This is a genomic window from Paenarthrobacter sp. NyZ202, assembly GCF_049860755.1.
Lineage (GTDB): Bacteria > Actinomycetota > Actinomycetes > Actinomycetales > Micrococcaceae > Arthrobacter.
Map to the genome: position 1 here is coordinate 2819468 of NZ_CP187556.1, position 20227 is coordinate 2839694.

Annotated in this window: 21 protein-coding genes; 4 read left to right on the forward strand and 17 right to left on the reverse strand. The window is 65.4% G+C overall.

The features are described 5' to 3' along the window. Positions 1-37 precede the first annotated feature (37 nt). The 5 genes from ACPFL9_RS13070 to ACPFL9_RS13090 all read right to left on the reverse strand — a co-directional run bounded on the left by ACPFL9_RS13070 (position 38) and on the right by ACPFL9_RS13090 (position 6018). Entirely contained in the window at positions 38-3040 is a 3003-nt protein-coding gene (locus ACPFL9_RS13070; protein ID WP_426003163.1) for an AAA family ATPase, read from the reverse strand. Continuing rightward, on the reverse strand, positions 3037-4206 hold the full coding sequence (locus tag ACPFL9_RS13075) for a metallophosphoesterase family protein (protein ID WP_426003164.1): 1170 nt from the start codon (positions 4204-4206) through the stop codon (positions 3037-3039). Before ACPFL9_RS13075 ends, ACPFL9_RS13070 begins: the two co-directional genes overlap by 4 nt. 72 nt (positions 4207-4278) lie before the next feature. After that, entirely contained in the window at positions 4279-5211 is a 933-nt protein-coding gene (locus ACPFL9_RS13080; RefSeq protein ID WP_426003166.1) for an MIP/aquaporin family protein, read from the reverse strand. 100 nt (positions 5212-5311) lie between these two features. Beyond that, on the reverse strand, positions 5312-5659 hold the full coding sequence (locus tag ACPFL9_RS13085; protein ID WP_426003167.1) for a DUF202 domain-containing protein: 348 nt from the start codon (positions 5657-5659) through the stop codon (positions 5312-5314). Positions 5660-5661: 2 nt separating this feature from the next. Continuing rightward, positions 5662-6018, reverse strand: a complete 357-nt coding sequence (locus ACPFL9_RS13090; RefSeq protein ID WP_426003169.1) for a YidH family protein — start codon at positions 6016-6018, stop codon at positions 5662-5664. A 97-nt stretch (positions 6019-6115) separates the two neighbouring features. On the opposite strand from ACPFL9_RS13090, the gene ACPFL9_RS13095 reads away from it, so the two are divergent. Next, positions 6116-7186 carry an ADP-ribosylglycohydrolase family protein gene (locus ACPFL9_RS13095; protein WP_426003171.1) on the forward strand — a complete coding sequence of 357 codons (1071 nt, stop codon included), beginning with the start codon at positions 6116-6118 and terminating at the stop codon, positions 7184-7186. 6 nt (positions 7187-7192) lie between these two features. Here the strand turns inward: ACPFL9_RS13095 and ACPFL9_RS13100 are convergent, their stop codons facing one another. From ACPFL9_RS13100 to ACPFL9_RS13120, 5 genes are all read right to left on the reverse strand, one after another. Then, positions 7193-7738, reverse strand: a complete 546-nt coding sequence (locus ACPFL9_RS13100) for a DUF4395 domain-containing protein (protein WP_426003173.1) — start codon at positions 7736-7738, stop codon at positions 7193-7195. Between the two features lie 66 nt (positions 7739-7804). Then, a complete protein-coding gene (locus ACPFL9_RS13105; protein ID WP_426003175.1) occupies positions 7805-8842 on the reverse strand; it encodes an exonuclease domain-containing protein in 1038 nt (345 codons plus the stop codon). Between the two features lie 97 nt (positions 8843-8939). Then, positions 8940-9626 (reverse strand): hypothetical protein, encoded by a 687-nt coding sequence (locus ACPFL9_RS13110; RefSeq protein ID WP_426003177.1) that lies wholly within the window; start codon positions 9624-9626, stop codon positions 8940-8942. Continuing rightward, positions 9623-10555 carry an ABC transporter ATP-binding protein gene (locus ACPFL9_RS13115; protein WP_426003178.1) on the reverse strand — a complete coding sequence of 311 codons (933 nt, stop codon included), beginning with the start codon at positions 10553-10555 and terminating at the stop codon, positions 9623-9625. Before ACPFL9_RS13115 ends, ACPFL9_RS13110 begins: the two co-directional genes overlap by 4 nt. Next, on the reverse strand, positions 10552-10950 hold the full coding sequence (locus tag ACPFL9_RS13120) for a GntR family transcriptional regulator (RefSeq protein WP_426007564.1): 399 nt from the start codon (positions 10948-10950) through the stop codon (positions 10552-10554). Before ACPFL9_RS13120 ends, ACPFL9_RS13115 begins: the two co-directional genes overlap by 4 nt. A gap of 142 nt (positions 10951-11092) precedes the next feature. Here ACPFL9_RS13120 and ACPFL9_RS13125 point away from each other — a divergent pair, with 142 nt between their 5' ends. After that, positions 11093-11857, forward strand: coding sequence for a VTT domain-containing protein (locus tag ACPFL9_RS13125; RefSeq protein WP_426007565.1), 765 nt, complete (start codon positions 11093-11095; stop codon positions 11855-11857). 72 nt (positions 11858-11929) lie between these two features. Here the strand turns inward: ACPFL9_RS13125 and rdgB are convergent, their stop codons facing one another. The 6 genes from rdgB to clpS all read right to left on the reverse strand — a co-directional run bounded on the left by rdgB (position 11930) and on the right by clpS (position 16325). Further along, complete coding sequence (rdgB, locus tag ACPFL9_RS13130) at positions 11930-12592, reverse strand: RdgB/HAM1 family non-canonical purine NTP pyrophosphatase (protein ID WP_426003179.1); 663 nt, start codon at positions 12590-12592, stop codon at positions 11930-11932. Then, the gene (rph, locus tag ACPFL9_RS13135) at positions 12589-13347 is read right to left on the reverse strand and encodes a ribonuclease PH (RefSeq protein WP_426003181.1); all 759 of its coding nucleotides are present in this window, start codon (positions 13345-13347) and stop codon (positions 12589-12591) included. The genes rdgB and rph overlap by 4 nt, the downstream gene beginning before the upstream one ends. A gap of 96 nt (positions 13348-13443) precedes the next feature. Then, positions 13444-14241, reverse strand: coding sequence for an MBL fold metallo-hydrolase (locus ACPFL9_RS13140; protein WP_426003182.1), 798 nt, complete (start codon positions 14239-14241; stop codon positions 13444-13446). Further along, positions 14238-15191: a glutamate racemase gene (gene murI, locus ACPFL9_RS13145; RefSeq protein ID WP_426007566.1), complete on the reverse strand. Its 954-nt coding sequence runs from the start codon at positions 15189-15191 to the stop codon at positions 14238-14240. The genes ACPFL9_RS13140 and murI overlap by 4 nt, the downstream gene beginning before the upstream one ends. 212 nt (positions 15192-15403) lie before the next feature. Next, positions 15404-15970, reverse strand: coding sequence for a DUF2017 domain-containing protein (locus ACPFL9_RS13150; RefSeq protein ID WP_426003184.1), 567 nt, complete (start codon positions 15968-15970; stop codon positions 15404-15406). Continuing rightward, complete coding sequence (clpS, locus tag ACPFL9_RS13155; protein ID WP_426003185.1) at positions 15963-16325, reverse strand: ATP-dependent Clp protease adapter ClpS; 363 nt, start codon at positions 16323-16325, stop codon at positions 15963-15965. The genes ACPFL9_RS13150 and clpS overlap by 8 nt, the downstream gene beginning before the upstream one ends. A 104-nt stretch (positions 16326-16429) precedes the next feature. Here clpS and ACPFL9_RS13160 point away from each other — a divergent pair, with 104 nt between their 5' ends. Both ACPFL9_RS13160 and ACPFL9_RS13165 read left to right on the forward strand, forming a co-directional pair. Further along, positions 16430-17692, forward strand: a complete 1263-nt coding sequence (locus ACPFL9_RS13160) for a nicotinate phosphoribosyltransferase (protein ID WP_426007567.1) — start codon at positions 16430-16432, stop codon at positions 17690-17692. Next, complete coding sequence (locus ACPFL9_RS13165; RefSeq protein ID WP_426003187.1) at positions 17692-18318, forward strand: isochorismatase family protein; 627 nt, start codon at positions 17692-17694, stop codon at positions 18316-18318. Before ACPFL9_RS13160 ends, ACPFL9_RS13165 begins: the two co-directional genes overlap by 1 nt. 66 nt (positions 18319-18384) lie before the next feature. Here ACPFL9_RS13165 and ACPFL9_RS13170 read toward each other — a convergent pair whose 3' ends face one another. After that, positions 18385-20157: a DEAD/DEAH box helicase gene (locus ACPFL9_RS13170; RefSeq protein WP_426003189.1), complete on the reverse strand. Its 1773-nt coding sequence runs from the start codon at positions 20155-20157 to the stop codon at positions 18385-18387. Between the last annotated feature and the right edge of the window lie 70 nt (positions 20158-20227).

The following is a 20227-nucleotide window of genomic DNA, read 5'->3' on the forward strand; positions in this document are numbered from 1 at the left end:
CAACCCGGAATAACGGATCAAGTCTATCGGATCCGCATCAGAGCGGGACAGCCTCGGCCATGCGGACCGTGGATCCGTTCCTGCCCTTGACCACGTGCAACTGGCTTCCGATCCGCTGTTTCATCTCGGCGACATGGCTGACCAGCCCCACCACCCTGCCGCCGTTGCGGAGGCCTTCCAGTGCGTCCATGACCTGCTCGAGTGCCTGCTCATCCAGGCTGCCGAAGCCTTCGTCCACGAACAGGGTTTCAATATCCACTCCCCCGGCTTCGTGCTGCACCACATCGGCCAACCCCAGTGCCAGGGACAGGGAAGCCATGAAGGATTCGCCGCCGGAGAGTGTGGAAGTGTCCCGGCGGTGGCCCGTCCATTCATCCACTACTTCCAGGCCCAGGCCGGACTTGGCACCGCGGGCAGCCCTGGCGTCCGTGTGCTGCAGCGTGTAGCGGCCATCGCTCATGGCCACGAGGCGCTCCGAGGCAGCCAGTGCCACCTGCTCCAGGCGCGCCGCCAACACGTAGGTGTTCAGGCTCATCTTGTACTTGTTGTCGCCGGCACCCCGGAGCGTTTCAGCCAGACCGGACAGAATGCGGGCCCGTTCCCGGGGCTCCTTGCCGGCCGCATTGAGTTCGGTGTAGTCCTTGCGGATCCTGGCCAGCGCGGTCACTGCCTTGCGCGCCACCCCCGCAGCCACCGCTAGCGACGTGGCTGTCCGGGTGGCTCGGGAAACCTCTTCCCCGGCCGCGGCAAGCTCTGGCTCCGGAACGGGCAACTCCCCCAGCGCAGCCTCCTTGGCGGCCAGGACCAGTTCCTCGGCGGCAAACAACTCCTCCAAGCGGGCACCTTCGGTATCGAAGTCTGCGACCGCAGTTTCCAGCCCCACAACGTCCGAAGCCGGCAGCAGCTGTTTCCGGGCTGCATCAGCGGAGGTGAACCCGGCGTCGGGCAGGGCGCGCTCCAGTGCCGAATGAGCGTCCGCTTCCATCTGCAGCGCCAGCCGGGCGGAGTCGTCCGCGGCGACATACGCCTGCAGCACTTCGGATTGCCGCAGGAGAATGTCCAGGCGGTGGCGAAGGCTCGGGTGCTCCTGCCTCAAGCCGGCAAGCTCCGTTTCGAGCTCCTGGTGCTGTTCCGCAAGGAGCCTCAGGGCCGATGACGCCTGCGCTTCACTGCTGAGGGAGGCGTCATGCTCCTCCTGCAGGAGCGTGACGCGTGCCGTGAGCTTGTCCTTGCTGACGCGCAGTCCCTCAAGTTTCTTCACCGCAGCCAGTGCCTGCGACGCAGCCAGCCGGGCTTCCTCCAGACGCTCTTTTGCCACCAAGGGATCAGCGTCTCCGCCCTGGGCAGCGAGCGCCGCGAGGGCCTGTCCTGCGGCGGCTTGCTCGGTGGACAGCTGATCGAGCTCTTTTTCGCTCGCCTCGAATGCCTCCCGCGCCTCTGCCTCCTCCTGTGCCAAGGACAACGCCGTCCTGGCCGCCCGCGCCGGGTGGGGATGCTCGGAGCTTCCGCATACGCCGCAAGGTTCACCGTCAACCAGGGCAGCGGCGAGTTCGCCTGCAGCGTTGGCAAGCCGCTCTTCGCGCAGATCCAGCCACGCCTGCCGGAGGTCCTGCGAGATCGTTCTTGCCCGGGAGCAGCGTGACGTTGCCTGGTCCGCTTCCTTGGCAGCCACTGCATGCCGGGCCACGACGTCCACCGCAGCTGCCGCCGCTTCCGCCTCGCGGTCAAGGTCGGGCTGCCGGGCTGCCAAGGGCTCAAGCGAGGTGATCTCCGCGTCCAGGGCATCGCCTTCGGCCCGCAACTGGACAAGGGTGGCAGCCGCCGACTCTACCGCGGCCGCGCTGGCAGCACGTTCTTTGTGCAGGTCAGCCATCCGCCGCGCGATCGCCTCAAGACGCTGTTCATCAGGCAGGCTGGCTTCCAGCACGGCGACGGCAGCCTTCACCGTTTCCAGTGCCGCCTTTGCCTCCGGGCCAGCATGCCCTGATTCAGTCAGCTGACTCGCTGCGTGGTCCTTGCGGGCGACAGCGGACCGGACCTTCAGCGCAGCGGCGTCAACTGCGTCGAGTTGGCCTTTCAGGACCGCCGCACGCCGGTGGGCATCAAGTCGCTCCCGATCCTCGAGTGCTTGCGGCGCAGCCAGTTCGAAGAGGACACGGCGTTGCATCGCGGCAGCCAGCCTGGCATGGCGCCTGGCCTTGTCCTGGTCTTCCTGCAGCTTGGCCGAAAGCCCGGCGGCGTGGGTTTCGGCAGCTCGGGCCGCAGTCCGGCACCGGTCCTCTTCGGCTGTCACGGCTGCTTCAACCGACGCCAGCCAGGCCTCCGGCTCCCCGGCCGCGGGATCGAAGGGCGCATGCTCCCCGCCCAAGTGTTCCTGTTCGGCAGCGGCGCGGTCCAGCAGCATCTTCAGCTCGGCCGCGTTGTCCTCCACGGCACCCGACGCCTCCGCTGCCTGCCGTGCGACCTGCCGCTCCACGGCTTCGAAGCGCTGGGTGCCGAACAGCTTCTGCAACAGGTCAAGGCGATCAGCGGCCTTGGACCGGAGGAAGGCTGCGAAGTCCCCTTGGGGAAGCATCACCACACGGGTGAACTGCTCCCGGTCCATGCCGAGCACATCAGCAAGTTCCGCCCCGGCCTCATCATTGCGGGACGTCTTCTCCTGCCACTCACCGGAGACCCACTCGCGCAGGAGAGTCTTGGCCTGCTGGGTGGTGGTTCCGTTCCTGCCCCTTTTGCTGGGCCGTTCCCAGGCCGGCGAGCGGCTGACTTCGAACCGGCGTCCCCTGGCCGAGAATTCACAAACGACACGCGGCTCAGCGGCCGGGGCGGCGTGGTCGCTGCGCAGGCGCTTGCCATCCTGCCGGGCGCCCGGTACGGAACCATAAAGTGCGAAACAGACAGCGTCCAGGATGCTGGTCTTCCCTGCCCCGGTGGCACCGTTGAGGAGGAACAGGCCCTGTGCTCCGAGCTGGTCAAAATCGATGACCTGCGGCTCGGCAAACGGCCCAAAGGCTTCAATTTCCAGGCGGTGGATCCTCATTGTGCGGCCTCTTCCAGTCGAACCGCTTCCAGCGCCTCACGGAGGGCCGCTTCTTCCGCCCCCACGGGCTCGCGGTCCCGCACGTGGTCGAGGAACCCGCAGCAGATCCCGAGGTCGTTTTCCGCGGCAGCAAGCCTGCTGCTGTAACTCGTGACAGCCTTGGCCTGCGCCCCCTGGGGATCGAAAGCAAGGACCAGGGTCCCGGCAAACCTGGTCCTGACCTGTTCCATGGCCTGCGCGGGACGCTGCGGATCGGTCAGGGTGACGTGGCAGTAAGCAGTTTCAGCCCACTGGTGCTCTTCAGCTGCCAACAGCTCTGCCAGCGCGCCCCGGAGGACAGCCAGCGGCTTGGGAGCATCCCAAAAAACGTCCTGCACCTCCACACTGCCATCTGCTGCAATGTCCACCAGCCACGCGCCTTTCCGGTGCTTGGCCTCTGAAAACGAGTAGGCCAGCGGAGACCCGGAGTAGCGGACGTTATGGGTCAATTCCTGGCGCCCGTGCAGGTGTCCGAGGGCCGTGTAGGAAAACTCCTGGAACAGATCCAAGGGGACGGCGCCCAGGCCCCCGACACTCAAGTCCCGTTCACTGTCCGAGGTAATGCCGCCACTGGCGAACGTATGTGCCAAAACCACGGGATAAACCGGCCCGTCCGCACGCCGGCGGTCAACGTCCTGACTGATCCGGTCGACAGCCTCACGGGTGACCTCGAAATGACCTGCTTCCTCCAGGCCCAAGGAACCGGCTACCAGGCGAGGCTCCAGATAAGGAATTCCATACACGGCGAGCGTAGCCCCGGTAGCACCATCGAACGGAAAGAGCACCGGAACATTCAGGTCCTCGACGCGGGTCCTCACGTGGACGCCGCCGCGTTCCAGCAAGCGGGCAGCGAAGCCGAGCCGGATCGCGGAGTCGTGGTTGCCGCTGGTCAGCACCACCTTTGCGCCTGCCGCGGTGAGCCGGACCAAGGCCTCGTCAAGGAGCCTGACGACATCCAGCCCGGGCAGGGCGCGATCATAGACATCCCCGGCAATGAGCACGACGTCCACTGCGTTGGCTTCCGTGAAAGCCACCACCTGATCCACAAAGCTACGCTGGGCCTCGAGCATCCCTACGCCGTGGAAGGACCGGCCGAGGTGCCAGTCGGAGGTATGAAGTAACCGCATATTTTCAAGCTAACGGTGGGCACCGACAAAAAAGCGAAGGCAGGCCGCCCGCCGTCGATCCTTAACCCGTTCCTAGCCTTTCCTGCCGTCGAAGAAGTCGCGGGCCTCATTGGCGGCCGGCTTGACCGGCCTGCTGCCGGCTGCAGCATCCGCCCCGGCATCAGCGCGACCCGCTTCCTCCGCCGCGGTGTCGTCGTCGGTGTCGTCGTCAGCGGCTTCTTCAGCAGTTTCTTCAGCGGCTTCTTCAGGGGCGTCGCCGGCGCCCGCCGGAGCCGGGGAGAAGTCGCTGAATCCGCGGAAGACAAACCCTGCCAGGGCCGCACCCATCAAGGGAGCAACCCAGAACAGCCACAGGCTTTCAAGGGCCCAGGACGGGCTGAAGAACGCCTGGCCTGTTGCCCGGGCGGGGTTGAACGGAAGGTTGCCCAGGACCTGGCCGAGTTGAAGGAGGACAGCAAGGGCCAGGCCCACCGCGAAGGGCGCCAACGCCGGGATGGCGCGGCGTCCGGCCGTCGCCCCCAGGTACACCGCCACCAGGAGCGCGGACCCGATGACCTCAACGAGCAGGACGCCTGCCAGCTGGGTTTGAGCTGCGGAGTGCTCGCCAAAGCCGGCAGCCACAGTGCCGAAAGCCCCGCGGGCGTCGGTCAGGACCGGCACAGTGAGGACCACGAAGAAGGCCAACGCAGCACCCACCACGGCACCGGCCACCTGTGCCAGTACGTAGGCCAGGGCAGCGACCGGCCGGATACGGCCGGCGATGAGGCTGCCCAGGGTGATGGCCGGGTTGAAGTGGCCTCCCGAAACGTAACCAAAAGCCAGCATGGCCGCCGTCACCGCCAAGCCGGCAGCAAGGGTGGCCGGCAACGGACCTGCCTGGGGATTGGAGAAGATCTGGACACCGACAGCCACCAGCACCAGGAACATGGTTCCGAGGGCTTCCGCGCTGAGCCGGGCAATCAGTCCAGGCCTAGGCGCGGGCGGTGCTTGCACAGGAGAGGTCATGGCTGGGCATCCTTTGAAGTCGGGAACGGGGCCTTGGAAATCTTGCCAGCGGAATCTGGGGAGTTGCTGGGACCGGCCCCCGCAGTGCATCCTTTCGAGCTTAGCCGCCCAGGGCGATCGCCGCGATCGCAGAGGCGCCCAAAGCAAGCACGGCCACAGTGCTGGCCAGGACCAGTTTGGCCGGGACGGCGGAGTTTCCACCGTGGAGCTGCCGTGAGCGGACCCACACCACGGCGGCAAGGACGGCCGTGGCCGCGGCAGCCACCAGGGCACACAGCCCTTGGTAATCCAATCCGGGGAGCCCCGGGTACAGGGGGGCGGTGGATGGTTCGGACACCAGCCAGCTCCGCCAGATGAACAGGTCCACCACCACCAGGGAGATCAGCGTCCGGCGCCAGGCGAGGGTGGTCCGTTCGGGCTGCAGTCCAGGATCACGGGTGGTGTCCATGTCTACCGGGCTATGAGGATCAGGACGGCGAATCCGAACGCCGAAAGTGCCACCACGATCGTCATGAACAACATCACACGGGAGAACGGCAAGGCCCGGTCGTTGCGCATGGCGGCCTCCATCTGCCCCCACCGCCGGTAGGACAGGGCAGCAAGTCCGGCCCCAATGACGGACAGGGCTACGCAGAGGACCACCCTGACCGGCTGAGGCGCGATGTTCGGTGCGAGCTGGTCGATTGCCACGGCACCTGCCAGCAAAGCCAGGGACGTGCGGATCCAGGCCAGGAAAGTGCGTTCGTTGGCAAGGGAGAAACGGTAGTCAGGCGTTTTGCCTGTTCTTCGCCAAGCCGGTTCGCGCACGGTGCCTCTCCACGTTCGTCCATGCCCGGCAGCCCCTGTCGCCCCGCAGCCTCCCCACCATATCAGCGGGGTTCGACGGGCACGGTAAGTTACTGCCATGAGTGTTGACTCCCCTTCCGCTGCTGCCCCGTCCTTCCCGTCGCGTGTGCGCGGCACGCTCCTCGGCGGAGCATTGGGTGATTCCCTGGGCTACGCCGTGGAATTCGACCCCATCAAGACGATCCGGGCGCGGTACGGTGCCGCCGGCCTCACCTCCTTTGACCAGCTCGACGGCGTCAGCCACTTTTCGGATGACACCCAGATGACGCTGTACACCGTGGACGGCCTGGTGGAAGCACTGGAATGGGCCAACGACGGAGTGGCCGCCGACGAAACCGCGTGCCTGTGGCTTGCCTACCTGCGCTGGCTGGCCACCCAGGATGTGGCTGTTTCGCCCTCGGCCCCCGTGCCCCAGCCGCGCTGGATCGACCGGCAGGAGGTCCTCAAACACCGCCGGGCGCCGGGGAACGCCTGCCTCAGCGGCCTCGCCACGGGCGAGATGGGAACCGCTGCACGGCCCGTCAACCCCGACTCCAAGGGCTGCGGCACGGTCATGCGGTCGGCTCCGTTCGGCCTGATTCCCCATATTTCGCCTCAAGCGGTGGCAAAGCTGAGCTCCGACGCCGCTTCCCTGACCCACGGCCACCCGTCGGCCCGGATCAGCGCGGCCGCCTTCAGCCTGCTGATCCATCACCTCGTGGCAGGCAGTGACGCCAGGGCCGCTGCCGCCCAGGCACTTGAACTCGTGATGGACCTGCCGGTCAAGGCCCCGGAGCTCCAGGCCCGCCTCCAGGCTGCGCTGGACCTCTCCGACGACGGGCAATTGCTGGCACCGGAGGACCTGACCGAAGCATTGGGTGAAGGCTGGGTCGCAGAGGAAGCACTCGCCGTCGGGCTTTACGCTGTGCTGGCCACCGCGGGCGGCGGGCCGCAGGAACACTTCCGCGCCGCTGTGGCGGTCGCCATCAATCACAGCGGCGACAGCGATTCCACCGGTTCAATTGCAGGAAACATCCTCGGCGCCCTCTACGGCGAGGCATGCCTGCCGCCCTCCTGGTTGGACGCACTGGAGGGCAGGGACGTCATCGAGGGCATGGCCGCGCGGTTGCTGGCCGTCACCGTGGGCTGACGGTTCTCAGGTACGGCGGAGCGCGATGTTGTTGCAGGCCTCGCACACGCTGTCCGGAATCATCCCCCGGCGCTGCAGGAAGGCGAAGACTGCGCACCCCAGGCAGAACCCTGCGAACGCTTCAAGGGACGCTGCCACGATCAGCACCGCCAGGACGGTCCAGGCTGCGGGCTGGAACCCCAGGAAATAGAGCACGACGGCGGCACTCGCCATGGCGGCCCCCATGCCTTGGGCGAACCGCTTGGGAGGACCGGCAACGAGCTTGGCGTGGCCGATCCGCGGTGCCAGTACCTTGGTTGACAACAGGGCCAGCGGGGAAATCCGTGGGCCGAAAAGCACCCGTAACCAGAAGCCGGCAGCAATCACCACCAACCCCCAACCCCATCCCGTTGCGAGCGTGGCCACAGCAAGGACCACCACCAGCCCTGCGGTGATCCTGGCAGCGTGCTCATTCACGGGATTGGGGAAAGCGAAAACCGCGCGCCAGTCCACGCCCCGGAGCGCAATGTCCCCGCCTTGGTTCCGGGCACTGGCAGGATTGGCCTTGGTCATGATCCAAGGCTAGGAGCGCCTGCCTGTGCGCGGGAAGCATTGTTGCGCTCTATGACCGCTGCGGCATCACGAGGCCTGCCGCTGCTGGAAGCCACCCACCATCTGCAGGAACTCGCCCTCGGAGACCACCTCGATCTGCTGGCCCTTGGCATGGAGTTCGAGCACCCGCTTCGCTTTCCCGGTCAGCCTGCCTGCCCGCAGGTCACCGGCTACGAAGCCGCTGCCGACAACCAGAACGGTAGTCCGGGCAGTGACCCGGCTCTCCGGGCGGGCGCCCATGTCAGCTGCGCGGGCCTTGGCTTCCGGGCGCGTCATGGCCAGGTCGCCGGTAAACACCACCGTCTGCCCGAACAGCGGATGTCCCGGCTCGGCCGCAGGGTTCGGCAAGGGGTTGGGACCTTCCTCCGGCCACGCGGACCAGCCGCTCCGGGGACCGCCGGGAACGACGCCTCCCGGGGCCGCGGCGGGGCCGGTTCCGGCCGCTTGGGCTGCGAGCGCCGCGGCCGTGGCCTTCGACAGGCCCGTGGCGGGATGGAAGGCGGGCTGTTGCGGCACAGCCAGCCCCAGAGACAAGTAGAGCTCCGCGATGCTGTTGGCGTTGTTGCGGCGTGCTATGTCCACCAGGATGCCGGCGCATGCCCGGGCGTCCTCCGCGGCGTCGTGGTGGTTTACCAGCGGCACCCCGGCTTCCTCGGCCGCGTAGGGAAGTGAATTGGAGACCAGCGAATAGCAACGCCGCGACAGCATGACGGTGCAGACGTAGTCATAGGCCGGGCCACCCAGTCCGGACACCTCCAGGGCCGAGCGGATGACTCCGAGGTCGAACGCCGCATTGTGTGCTGCCAGGATGTCGTCACCGATGAAGGCCCCGATCTCGGGGAACAGCTCAGCGAACCGCGGCAGGCCGGCAACGTCCTCGGCCCTGATGCCGTGGATCCGGGTGTTGTGGTACTCGAAGTGGTCGTGGTTTTCCGGGGGGCGCATCAGCCAGGACGCTTCTTCCACCACCACACCGCCGCGGACTTTGCTCAGTCCGACCGAACACGGGGACCCCCTGAAGCCGTTGGCTGTTTCGAAGTCGATCGCCGTAAAGTCCAATGCCACTGGACAAGGTTACAGGCGGAAAGGGCCAACCCCGGCCGGTTTCGGCGGCGGGGCGGCCCTTTCGGAAAGCGTTTGTGGTGAACGCTACATCACCCGGTCAGGGAGTGGCGTGGCGGAGGGTGGCGTAGGAGCCTGCCGCCAGGAGGATGCACAGCAGGGCGGCCCAGCCACTGATGCTCAAGGGAGACTGCCCGGCAAACCAGCCACCGATTGACCCCCACCACTCCAGCAGCGTGGCGAGTGCGGCCAGCCCGATCAGCACCACCACGGTGCCCAGTGTGGAGATGAGCACTCCCGTGGTCCCCCAGCGCTTGAAGATGGTGGCAAACCAGAAGCCGATAATGAACATGAACATCATCACGACGAAGAAGAACGCCGCCGTTGAGTACCACGGGCCGTCGGCTACCCAGGGGATCGTGAAGAAATAGCCGGAAACTCCCCATCCATTGGTGGCCCTCTCGATGACGCCGCCCAGGAGGTACAGCCCGGTCATCCCCAGGGCTATGACGGCGAACAGGCCCAGCGACCCCAGGTAGAACGCCCTGCGGCTGATGCTCAGCCCCTGGGAGAACGGAAACACCAGGGTCATGCTCTGGATGCCCAGCACCATGAAGTACCACATCGGCGCCTGGCTGCCGCCGCCATACTTGTTCTCCGCCACGGGGATCAGGGCAAAGATGGCCAGCGACATCAGGAACGCAGCGGCCAGGATCACCACGGGCCAGCCCAGGAAAGTCCATTTATTGATCAGTTGCATGCGCGCAACTGCTACAGCCCTGCTCATCTGCGTGCCTCCATCGTGTCTTCACTGAAGTCCTGCGCGCCGGCACTGTCCGGCATGCCACGGGCCATCGTCTTGCGTACTACCAATTGCTGGAGGGAGACGGGCGAGAGTTCCAGTCCCAGCTCCTGTGCTTCCATCCTCGTGCGGCCGTCCAGTGGCTCATCCACGGTGACCGAGGCCAGCGAGCCGAGTGTCTCCCGGTGCAGGATTTTTCGGCCGGCCAGGAAGGAATCCACTTTCTCAGCGGACCCGGAAACGGTGACTGCCGAACCGCGGATGCTGTCGGCGTCGGCATCCATGATGATGCTGCCGCGGTCGATCACCACGACGTGTTCGAGCAGGTTGGAAACCTCATCTATCAAGTGGGAGGAGAGGATGATGGTGCGGGGATGCTCCGCGTAATCCTCCACCAGGCGGTCGTAGAAAAGTTGGCGTGCCACGGCGTCCAGGCCAAGGTAGGGCTCGTCGAAGAAGGTGAGCTCGGCACGTGAAGCGAGGCCGATGATCACTCCCACCGCGGACAACTGGCCGCGGGAAAGCTTCTTGATCCGGCGGTTTACCGGCAACTGGAAGTCTTCGGCCAGGCGGTCCGCGAACTTCTGGTCCCAGTTCCTGTAGAACAGCGCAGCCGAACGGAAAGCATGCCGGGGCTGGAAGTCATCGGGGTACTTCTGGGACTCCCGGATGAAGCAGATGCGCGACAGGACGCCGTCGTTCTCGTAGGCGTTTTCCCCGAAAACGAGCGCGTCGCCGGATGAAGCGAAGGCCTGGGCGGTCAGGATGGACATCAGGGTGGTCTTGCCGGCGCCGTTGCGGCCCAGCAGGCCGTAGATCCGGTCGCCCGTCAATTGAAGGTTGACGTTGTCCAGGGCTTTGAGGTCTTTGTAGCGTTTGTTCAGGTTACGGGCCTCGACGATGATCTCGCTCACAGGGCCGCGCTCCTTTCCTTGGTTTCCGTCTCCGGATCCAATCCGGAACTTCGTTCGATCATGCTGCCCAGCTGCTCCGGAGTAATTCCCAGCTTGCGGGCTTCGGCCGTCAAGGGCCGGACGTACTGCTCAAAAAACTCTTCGGTCCTGCGGGCAATCAGTTGGGCGCGGGCACCTGTGGCAACAAACATCCCTATCCCCCTGCGTTTGTAAAGAATCCCTGAATCCACCAGCACATTGACGCCCTTGGCGGCCGTAGCCGGATTGATGCGGTGGAACGCCGCGAACTCGTTGGTGGAAGGAACCTGCGATTCCTCGGGCATGGTTCCGTCCACGATGCCGTTTTCGATGAGTTCGGCGATCTGCATGAAGATCGGTCGGCTGTCATCGATCATCACATCACCGCCTCATTGGTTCGTTACTCATGTAACTAACCATACAACCAACCAGCGAGTCGTCAAGCCCCACGGGGCAGAAAACCGGGCAGAAAAGAGGACCACGGCGTTCAAGTAGGCTTAATGGGTGATCTTTTCTGCGATGAGCGACCTTGCCGTATCCACCATTGGGGGCGCGGGTCCGGTGCGGCCGCCCATGGCCTCGTTCCTTCCGGACTGGCTGAACCCCCAGATCTTCCTCGCCGATCCCGCCCTGGCACCCTGGGTGGTGTTGCTGGTCTGCGGCATCGTTTTCGCCGAGACCGGCCTGCTGGTGGGCTTCTTCCTTCCGGGCGATTCCATGCTGTTCACCGCCGGCCTGCTGGTGGCTACGGACACCATCAAGTTCAATATCTGGGCCTTCGCCGCCCTGATCGTGGTTTCTGCGATCATCGGCAACCAGACCGGCTACCTCATCGGCTCCAAAGCGGGACCGGCCATCTTCAACAAGCCCGACTCGCGGCTGTTCAAGAAGGAGAACGTGGAGAGCGCCCATGCCTTCTTTGAAAAGCATGGCGGCAAGGCGCTGATCCTGGCCCGGTTCGTGCCGATCATCCGCACGTTCGTCCCCGTTATCGTGGGCGTGGCCCAGATGGACAAGCGCAAATTTTTCCTGTTCAACGTAATCGGCGCGCTGCTCTGGGGCGCCGGCGTCACCCTGCTGGGCTATGTCCTGGGTGACCGCGTTCCCTGGGTCCAGGAGAACCTGGACATCATCTTCATCGTGATCGTGCTGGTCTCCGTCATCCCGATCTTCATCGAGGTCGGCCGCGGTTTCGTTGCCAAGCGCAAAGCGGCGCTCGAGGGCACGGACCCGGTGGAGGAATTCATCGAAGAACATGAGGGCGGCAAGCACGGCGACCACTGACAGACGCCAAAGGCGCCCCGCGCTGAGCTGATGAAGCTCTGCGCGGGGCGCCTTTTTGTCAGGGGACAGCAGTCAGCCTGCAGCGCCATGCCCGGAGAGGGCACCGACAATGGCCGGCAGCAAAGCCCTGAACGCCTGTCCGCGATGGCTGATGGCGTTCTTTTCCTCGGGGCTCAGCTCTGCGCAGCTTCGGTCCATGCCTGCCGGCTGCAGCACGGGATCGTATCCGAAGCCTCCATCGCCCCGGGGTTCGCGCAGCAGCGTTCCCTCAAGCTGGCCGTACTCAACCGTTTCTCGTTCCACGCCTCCCGTTCCCGGAACGGCCAGCGCAGCGGCACACACAAAGGCTGCACCGCGGTGGGTGTCCGGCACATCGGAGAGCTGGGCCAGCAGCAACTTAAGGTTGGCGGCGTCATCTCCATGCCTGCCGGACCACCGGGCGCTGAAGATTCCCGGCGCACCGCCCAGGACATCCACTGCAAGACCCGAGTCGTCAGCGATGGCAACAAGACCCGTGGCCTCGGCCACCGCCCGTGCCTTGAGCAGCGAGTTTTCAGCGAACGTGACGCCTGTTTCGCGGACGTCCGGCGCACCTGCCGCAGCCGCGTCCACGACTTGGGTGTCGACGTCGAGCCCTGGCACCTGGCCACGCAACAGCTCGCGCAGCTCCTTCAGTTTTCCTTTGTTGTGGGTGGCAAGCACCAGACGCGGCGAGGCCGCCCCGGGCCCGGTCACGGAGCCTCCGCCAGGGTCTCACGCTGAATGGCGGCCAGCTGGCCGGTGCCGATCAGGGCAAGGTCGAGGAGGGCATTGAGTTCGTCACGGTCGAAGGGGGCACCCTCCGCGGTGCCCTGGACCTCCACGAATTTGCCGGAGCCGGTGACCACGACGTTCATGTCGGTTTCGGCCCGGACGTCCTCGACGTAGGGCAGGTCCAGCATGGGCACGCCGTCGATGATGCCCACGGAAACGGCGGCGATGGTATCAACCAGCGGTTCGGCGTTGCGGGCAATGAGCTTGTTCTCGCGGGCGAACCGGATGGCTTCGGCCAGGGCGACGTACGCGCCGGTGATAGCCGCCGTCCGTGTTCCACCGTCGGCTTGGAGGACGTCGCAGTCCAGCACGATTGTGTTCTCGCCGAGGGCTTTGGTGTCGATGATGGAACGCAGCGAACGACCAATCAGGCGGGAAATCTCATGGGTGCGCCCGCCGATCTTGCCCTTGACGGATTCACGGTCCGAGCGGGTGTTGGTGGCCCGGGGAAGCATGGCGTACTCGGCCGTGACCCAGCCGCGGCCTTCACCCTTGAGCCAGCGCGGCACGCCCTCGGTCAGGGACGCCGTACACAGGACCCTGGTGTTGCCGAACTCGATCAATGCTGAACCTTCGGCCTGCTTGGACCATCCCCTGGTGATGCTGATGGGGCGCAGTTGGTCCGGAGTTCGTCCGTCGGCACGGGTGACGGGCGTGGCTGTAGCTTCTGAAGTCATGACCCAAGCTTATCGAGGCCCGGCACCCAACCAGGTCGCATTCGTGCGCGTTTTGACGGCTGAAAACGCGCACAAATGCGACCTGGTTGGGTTGGGTTAGACCGTGTAGTGGACGCCGGCGACTGCCACGGCCACGTCCCCGGCAAAGACCGGCTTGGCCTCAGACATGACCTTGGTTTGGGAGGTCCAGACCGGAATATGGGTAAGGAGCAGGCGCCTCGCCCCGGCGTTGGTGGCTGCCTCGCCGGCTCGCTTGCCCGTGAGGTGGACGTCCTTGATACCGTCGTCACGGCCTTCCTCGAACGCCGCCTCGCACAGGAAGAGGTCCGCGTCACGGGCGGCTTCTTCCAAGCCGGGGCAGGAATCGGTGTCGCCTGAGTACGTCAGGGTTTTGGTCACCGGAGTTCCGTCCTTGCCCGGTTCGGTCGCCGTGACCCGCAGGGCGTACGCTTCCTCCACCGGATGGTTCACGCTGAAGGGGGTCACGGTGAACGGACCTACCGTCACGGGCTTCTGTTCGGCCCAGTTGGTGAAGTCGAATTCCTCATGCATGCCCGGATCGAGGTCCAGGCCGTAGGCGGTGGCCATCCGGTCCGCAGTGGCCGCCGGCCCCCACACGGGAAGGCGATCCCGGCCCCAGCCCCCTGGTTTCCAGCGGACTGCCACATGCAGGCCACAAAGGTCCATGCAGTGGTCAGGGTGGAGGTGGGTCAGGAAGATCGCGTCAATGTCTTCGAGGTCGGTGTACCGCTGGATAGCCCCCAAGGCACCGCTGCCCAGGTCCATCACGATCTTCCATTCACGCTCACCGTCGTGCGCGGTTACCAGGTAGCAGGACGCAGGCGAGCCGGGACCGGGAAAGGATCCGGTGCAGCCCACAATGGTGAGTTTCACAGGCCACTCTCCAACGGGCCCCGGTTCAGGTCATCGGCGGGGTGCACGAAATACGACCGGCGGGACAGCCCGGCCCCCGATCGGGCCGCTTCCAGCATCTCCGGCGTGATCCGGGCCAGGCTGCCGGTGGGATACTGCGCCGACACGTGGTCCACATGCTTCACGGAGAGAACCTCCGGTCCCAGGAAACGGCGGGCGAGGGTTTCGAACTGGGCGGCGTCGCCGGTGGCAATGAACTCATGGCCCGGAGGCGTGCCCTCCGTCCGTTGAATGCCGCCGTTGGCGAGGGCACGGTAGACATCCTTGGCCGTCTCCTCGGCACTGGACACCAGCGTGACATCCTCACCCATGACGAAGGAGATCACGCCCGTCAGCAACGGATAATGGGTGCAGCCCAGCACCACAGTGTCCACGCCGGCCTGTTTCAGGGGCGCCAGATATTCGTTCGCGGCGGCCAGGAGTTCCGGACCCGTAGTGACGCCGGCTTCGACGAAGCTGACAAACGCAGGGCACGCCACAGACGTAATGGCAAGGTCCGGCGCTGCGGCAAACGTGTCCTCGTAGGCGCGCGAACCGACCGTGGCGGACGTTCCGATGACACCGATCCTTCCGGAGCGGGTAGCGGAGACGGCACGCCGGACTGCTGGCTGGATGACTTCGATCACGGGAATGCCGTACCGGGCCGTGTACCGCTCGCGGGCGTCCCGGAGGACGGCGGCCGACGCCGAGTTGCAGGCAATGGTGAGCAGCTTGACGCCGGAATCGACCAGCTCGTCCATCACGCCCAGGGCGTTGGCCCGGACCTCCGCGATGGGGAGGGGGCCATACGGGCCGTGGGCGGTGTCGCCCACATACAGGATCGACTCATTCGGAAGCTGGTCGATGATGGAGCGGGCCACCGTCAGGCCACCGACCCCGGAATCGAAGATGCCGATCGGCCGCGAACCCATAAGGGCGTCCTCGCTGCCCAAGCCGTCAGCCGCGGCCGTGACGGGGATTTCCGAAGACGCGGGGCGGAAGGATCTGCCGCCTGCTGAACTGCCCGATGCTGAAGTCATGATTATTCGAGAATAAGGCTTCACCTGTGCTGCGGCCATTACCTGTGGTCACCGCCTCGTGTCTGATGTGTCACAGACCCGGGCACCACGGCAGGCCCCGCTGATCAGGATTTTGCCTGCCTGGCGGCCATCATCGACTGCACCAGCGACTCCTGCAGCCAGGTGGTGAAGTTGTACACCAAGGCAAGGTAGCTCTCCACGTCCTCGGCCTGGCTCCAGTCCTGCATGGAGTGGATGTGCTCCGCGTCGGCTTCGTCGCGGATGTCCAGCCTTTCGGCCAGCACGAGGCGCACATCGTTGAGGGCCATGGACCACCGCTTGGCGTCCTCAGGCGTCAGGAGGAGATCGTCCTTGTCCAGGCCCAGGGCGGTGGCGCGCAGTGCGCCGATCTTGCTTTCCCTGACGGAGCGCTCGGTGAGTTGACGGAACTCCAGGGACGCGGCGTCGTCGTTCTTCATGACATTGGGCAGCAACCGCAGGAGGGCGCGGTCCGTTGGCTGCTTGACGTCCATGTCCAGGCCGATGAGTGCCGCCAGCGGATCCTCGTCCTCGCGGATATCAGCCTCCAGCATGGAGATGACGTCGGCCACCAATCCCCGCAGGAGGTCGCGTTCTGCCGGTTCGAGGTAGCCGGTGATGCCCTTGAGTCCGTATTTGAATGCCTTAGCCACGTCCGCGGCCGCCCTTTCCGGGTGCTTCGTTGCCGCTTGCCGCCTTTTCCACGGTGGCCCACAGGCCAAACCCGTGCATGGCCACCGCGTGCTGCTCCACTTGTTCCTTGCTGCCGTGTGCCACGATGGACCGGCCTTTCTTGTGGACCTCCATCATGAGCTTGTGCGCTTTGGACTCGGAGTAGCCGAAGTAACTTTGGAACACGTAGCTGACATAGCTCATGAGGTTGACGGGATCATTCCAGATCACCAGGTTCCAAGGGATGTCCGGGGCGGTCAGGACACCCGTGGAGGTCAGCTCGGCGGCTTCCGTCCGTTCATCGATGTCCGTACCAAACGCAACGCTAGGGCTCATCTGTCCATTCTATGGCGGCTCGCACTAGAGTGAATTTCGTGAGTAGAGCCACGTCATGGGACCATCCCGCCACTTCCTTATACACCGACCACTACGAGCTGACGATGCTCCAGGCCGCCCTGCATTCGGGCGCCGCGCACCGCCGTTCGGTCTTCGAAGCGTTCGCGCGCCGGCTGCCCGACGGCCGTCGCTACGGCGTGGTGGGCGGCACGGGCCGCCTCCTGGAGGGAATCGCCGACTTCAGGTTCGGCGATGCCGAGCTCGCCTTCCTTGAACACAACAAGGTGGTCAACCGGGAGACCCTGGATTTTCTGGCCAACTATAAGTTCACGGGCGACATCTGGGGCTATGCCGAAGGCGAAGCCTACTTCCCCAACTCCCCCATCCTCATTGTGGAATCCACCTTTGCCGAAGCCTGCATCCTGGAGACCTACATCCTCTCCGTCCTCAACCACGACAGCGCCATTGCTTCTGCAGCCTCCCGGATGACGACGGCGGCCGGCAACCGTCCGTGCATCGAGATGGGCTCCCGGCGCACCCAGGAGGAATCGGCGACGGCGGCAGCACGGGCGGCGGTGATTGCCGGCTTCGCCAGCACCTCCAACCTGGAAGCCGGACGCCGGTACGGCATCAAGACGGTGGGCACGGCAGCGCACTCCTTCACCCTCCTCCACGACACCGAACGCGAAGCATTCGAAGCGCAGATCGCTGCTTTCGGCCCGGGTACTTCCCTGTTGGTGGATACTTATGACGTCGAGACCGCGGTGAGGACCGCCGTCGAACTCGCCGGTGACAAGCTGGGTGCCGTCCGGTTGGACTCCGGCGACCTCGTGGCGCAGGCACAGTGGGTCAGGCAACTGCTGGACGACCTCGGCAACCACAACACGCGCATCGTAGTGACCTCCGACCTCGACGAATTCGCCATCGCCGCCCTGCAGTCGGCCCCGGTGGATTCCTACGGTGTGGGTACGTCGCTGGTCACCGGCTCCGGTGCGCCGACGGCAAGCATGGTCTACAAGCTGGTCAGCCGCACCAACGACCACGGCGAGTTCATCTCCGTGGCCAAGGCGGCCAAGAACAAGGTCAGCGTCGGTGGCCGCAAATACGCGTTGCGCAAGCTCAACGAACGGGGCATTGCCACCCAGGAAATCGTTGGCATCGGCCACCGGCCCGAAGACGACGGCAATGACCGTCCCCTGCTGCAGCAGTTCGTCAAGAACGGGGAACTCCTTCCCGGTTGGACCGGCCCGGAAGGGGTGGTGAGGGCGAAGGAGCGGCACGCTGCCAGCATGGCTGAACTTCCCGCCGTCGTGAACCGCCTCCAGCGCGGCGAGGCCGCCATCCCCACCATCTACGAGGAGAACTGATGGCCAAGGCCCTGATCATCGTCGACGTCCAGAATGATTTCTGCGAAGGCGGAACCCTCGCCGTGGAAGGCGGGGCCGCTGTGGCCGGAGCCATCAGCGAATACCTCGACGCCAACCAGCAGCACTTCGACCACGTCGTAGCCACGCAGGACTGGCACATCGAACCCGGCAGCCACTTCTCGGATGAACCAGACATGGTGGACTCCTGGCCGCCCCACTGCCGCGCACGGACCAAGGGTGCCGAACTCCACGAGGTCCTTGACCCCGAGTACATCCAGGCCTACTTCCGCAAAGGCCAGTACACCGCGGCCTACTCCGGATTCGAGGGCGTTCTGGCACCCGAAGACGACGTCCCGTCCGGCGACTTGAAAGCAGGTGCCCCGATGGCGGAGGTCCTCGATGAAGACGCCATCGGGCTGGATGACTGGCTGCAAAGCCACGACGTCGAGGAAGTAGTGGTTGTAGGGCTCGCGACGGACTACTGCGTCAAGGCCACAGCCCTTGATGCGGTGCAGGCCGGCTACACCACCACCGTCATCGCAGAGCTGACGGCGGGTATCGCCGATGACCTTGACGACGCCTTTGACGAGATGGAAGCGGCCGGCGTCGAAGTGGAGCGCTCCTAGTACTTCCGGACAACGATGAAGGGCGCCGCAGTTGCGGCGCCCTTCATCGTTGGTGTTGGCGGGTTGCTACTTGCGGCCGATGAACCAGTCCTGAAGCTTGCGCAAACGCGCCTGCAGTTGCTCTTCGTTGGCCTGCGCCACTGCAGGTCCGCCACAGACCTCGCGCAGCTTGGTGTGCACCACCCCGTGCGGCGTTCCGGTCCGGGCCGACCACGCCGAGACGTTCTTGGCCAGTTCGTTGCGCAAATCCATCAGCATGCGGTGGTCGGGAACGGCCGGAGCCGCTTCCGACGCAGGAGGCTGCCGCTTCCGGCGGGATTGTTGCTCGCGTTGGCGCTGGCGCAGCAGCGTACCCACCTGCTCGGCATCCAGCAGCCCCGGGATGCCCAGGAAGTCCAGTTCGTCATCCGAGCCGATATCGGCACCCGTACCGAACTCGCCGCCATCGAAAAGGACCCGGTCAAACGAAGCCTGCGAGTCCAGGGCTTCGAACTTGCCCTTGGCCAGTTCGTCAGAGGCCTTTTCCTCCCGGTTGGCCTCTGCCATGAGGTTTTCCTCAGGGCTGAAGAGGCCGTCGTCGTCCTTGTCCGGACGGTCCAGCGCATGGTCCCGCTCGGCCTCCATGGTGTTGGCCAGCACCATGAGCGGTGGTACGGACGGCAGGAACACCGACGCCGTCTCTCCCCTTTTGCGCGCACGCACGAAACGCCCCACGGCCTGGGCGAAGAACAACGGCGTGGACGTGGACGTGGCGTAGACGCCCACCGAAAGCCGCGGAACGTCGACCCCTTCGGACACCATGCGCACGGCAACCATCCAGCGCTTGTCCCCCGCCGAGAACTCCTCGATCTTGCTGGATGCCTTGGAGTCGTCGGAAAGGATGACCGTGGGGGACTCCCCCGTGATCTTCTTGAGCTGGCCGGCGTAGGCGCGTGCGTCCTCGTGGTCCGTGGCAATGACCAGGCCTCCGGCGTCGGGAACGGTCCGGCGGACCTCGCTGAGGCGCTTGTCGGCTGCCGCCAGGACGGCGGGAATCCACTCCCCCGCGGGGTTCAGGGCCGTGCGCCACGCCTGGGAGGTGATGTCTTTCGTAACGGCTGCCTCACCCAGCGAGGCCGCCATTTCATCGCCCGCGCTGGTCCGCCACCGCATCTGGCCCGAATAGGCCATGAACAGCACGGGCCTCACCACGTGGTCGCGCAGGGCGTTGCCGTAGCCGTAGGTGTAATCGGCCTTGGACCGGCGGATACCGTCCCGGTCCTCGACGTATTCAACGAAGGGGATCGGGGAGGTGTCCGAGCGGAAAGGCGTTCCCGTCAGGGCGAGCCGTCTGGCGGCGGGATCGAACGCTTCACGAAGACCGTCGCCCCATGACAAAGCCTCGCCGCCATGGTGGATTTCATCGAGGATCACCAGGGTCCGGGCCGCCTCTGTCTTGGCCCGGTGCAGCATTGGTTTGCTGGCCACCTGCGCATAGGTCACGGCGACGCCCACAAATCCGCGTCCGTGCTGCCCGTCCGAGTTCTTGAAGTTCGGGTCGATGGCGATGCCAACCCGGGCCGCCGCGTCAGCCCATTGGCGCTTGAGGTGGTCAGTGGGTGCCACGATCGTGACCCTGTTGACCACTCCGCTATCCAGCAGCGTGGTGGCAATACGCAGCGCAAACGTGGTCTTTCCGGCGCCGGGTGTAGCAACGGCCAGGAAGTCCTTGGGCTTGCGCGTCATGTAAAGGTCCAGGGCCTCCTGCTGCCAGGCGCGGAGCTTGGGAGCTGTACCCCAGGCTGCCCGCTCCGGGTACGCCGGGGGCAGGGATGGACCACCAAAAAGTGTTTCTGTCATACGGACTCCCCCGTCCTGATGGCAGCGCCGGCGCGTCCCGGAACCCCGGGCACGCGGCATTGCACCGCTG

What these genes read in the sequence shown, in the direction of transcription:
- ACPFL9_RS13075 (WP_426003164.1), bottom strand. Translation starts at nt 4,206, where the DNA reads ATGCGGTTACTTCATACCTCCGACTGGCACCTCGGCCGGTCCTTCCAC.
- rph (WP_426003181.1), bottom strand. Translation starts at nt 13,347, where the DNA reads ATGACTTCAGAAGCTACAGCCACGCCCGTCACCCGTGCCGACGGACGA.
- ACPFL9_RS13110 (WP_426003177.1), bottom strand. Translation starts at nt 9,626, where the DNA reads ATGAGCAGGGCTGTAGCAGTTGCGCGCATGCAACTGATCAATAAATGG.
- murI (WP_426007566.1), bottom strand. Translation starts at nt 15,191, where the DNA reads ATGGGTTCGCGGCCGATCGGCATCTTCGATTCCGGGGTCGGTGGCCTG.
- ACPFL9_RS13070 (WP_426003163.1), bottom strand. Translation starts at nt 3,040, where the DNA reads ATGAGGATCCACCGCCTGGAAATTGAAGCCTTTGGGCCGTTTGCCGAG.
- ACPFL9_RS13165 (WP_426003187.1), top strand. Translation starts at nt 17,692, where the DNA reads ATGGCCAAGGCCCTGATCATCGTCGACGTCCAGAATGATTTCTGCGAA.
- ACPFL9_RS13080 (WP_426003166.1), bottom strand. Translation starts at nt 5,211, where the DNA reads ATGACCTCTCCTGTGCAAGCACCGCCCGCGCCTAGGCCTGGACTGATT.
- clpS (WP_426003185.1), bottom strand. Translation starts at nt 16,325, where the DNA reads ATGAGCCCTAGCGTTGCGTTTGGTACGGACATCGATGAACGGACGGAA.
- ACPFL9_RS13085 (WP_426003167.1), bottom strand. Translation starts at nt 5,659, where the DNA reads ATGGACACCACCCGTGATCCTGGACTGCAGCCCGAACGGACCACCCTC.
- ACPFL9_RS13100 (WP_426003173.1), bottom strand. Translation starts at nt 7,738, where the DNA reads ATGACCAAGGCCAATCCTGCCAGTGCCCGGAACCAAGGCGGGGACATT.
- ACPFL9_RS13125 (WP_426007565.1), top strand. Translation starts at nt 11,093, where the DNA reads ATGAGCGACCTTGCCGTATCCACCATTGGGGGCGCGGGTCCGGTGCGG.
- ACPFL9_RS13120 (WP_426007564.1), bottom strand. Translation starts at nt 10,950, where the DNA reads ATGATCGATGACAGCCGACCGATCTTCATGCAGATCGCCGAACTCATC.
- ACPFL9_RS13160 (WP_426007567.1), top strand. Translation starts at nt 16,430, where the DNA reads ATGCTCCAGGCCGCCCTGCATTCGGGCGCCGCGCACCGCCGTTCGGTC.
- ACPFL9_RS13170 (WP_426003189.1), bottom strand. Translation starts at nt 20,157, where the DNA reads ATGACAGAAACACTTTTTGGTGGTCCATCCCTGCCCCCGGCGTACCCG.
- ACPFL9_RS13095 (WP_426003171.1), top strand. Translation starts at nt 6,116, where the DNA reads ATGAGTGTTGACTCCCCTTCCGCTGCTGCCCCGTCCTTCCCGTCGCGT.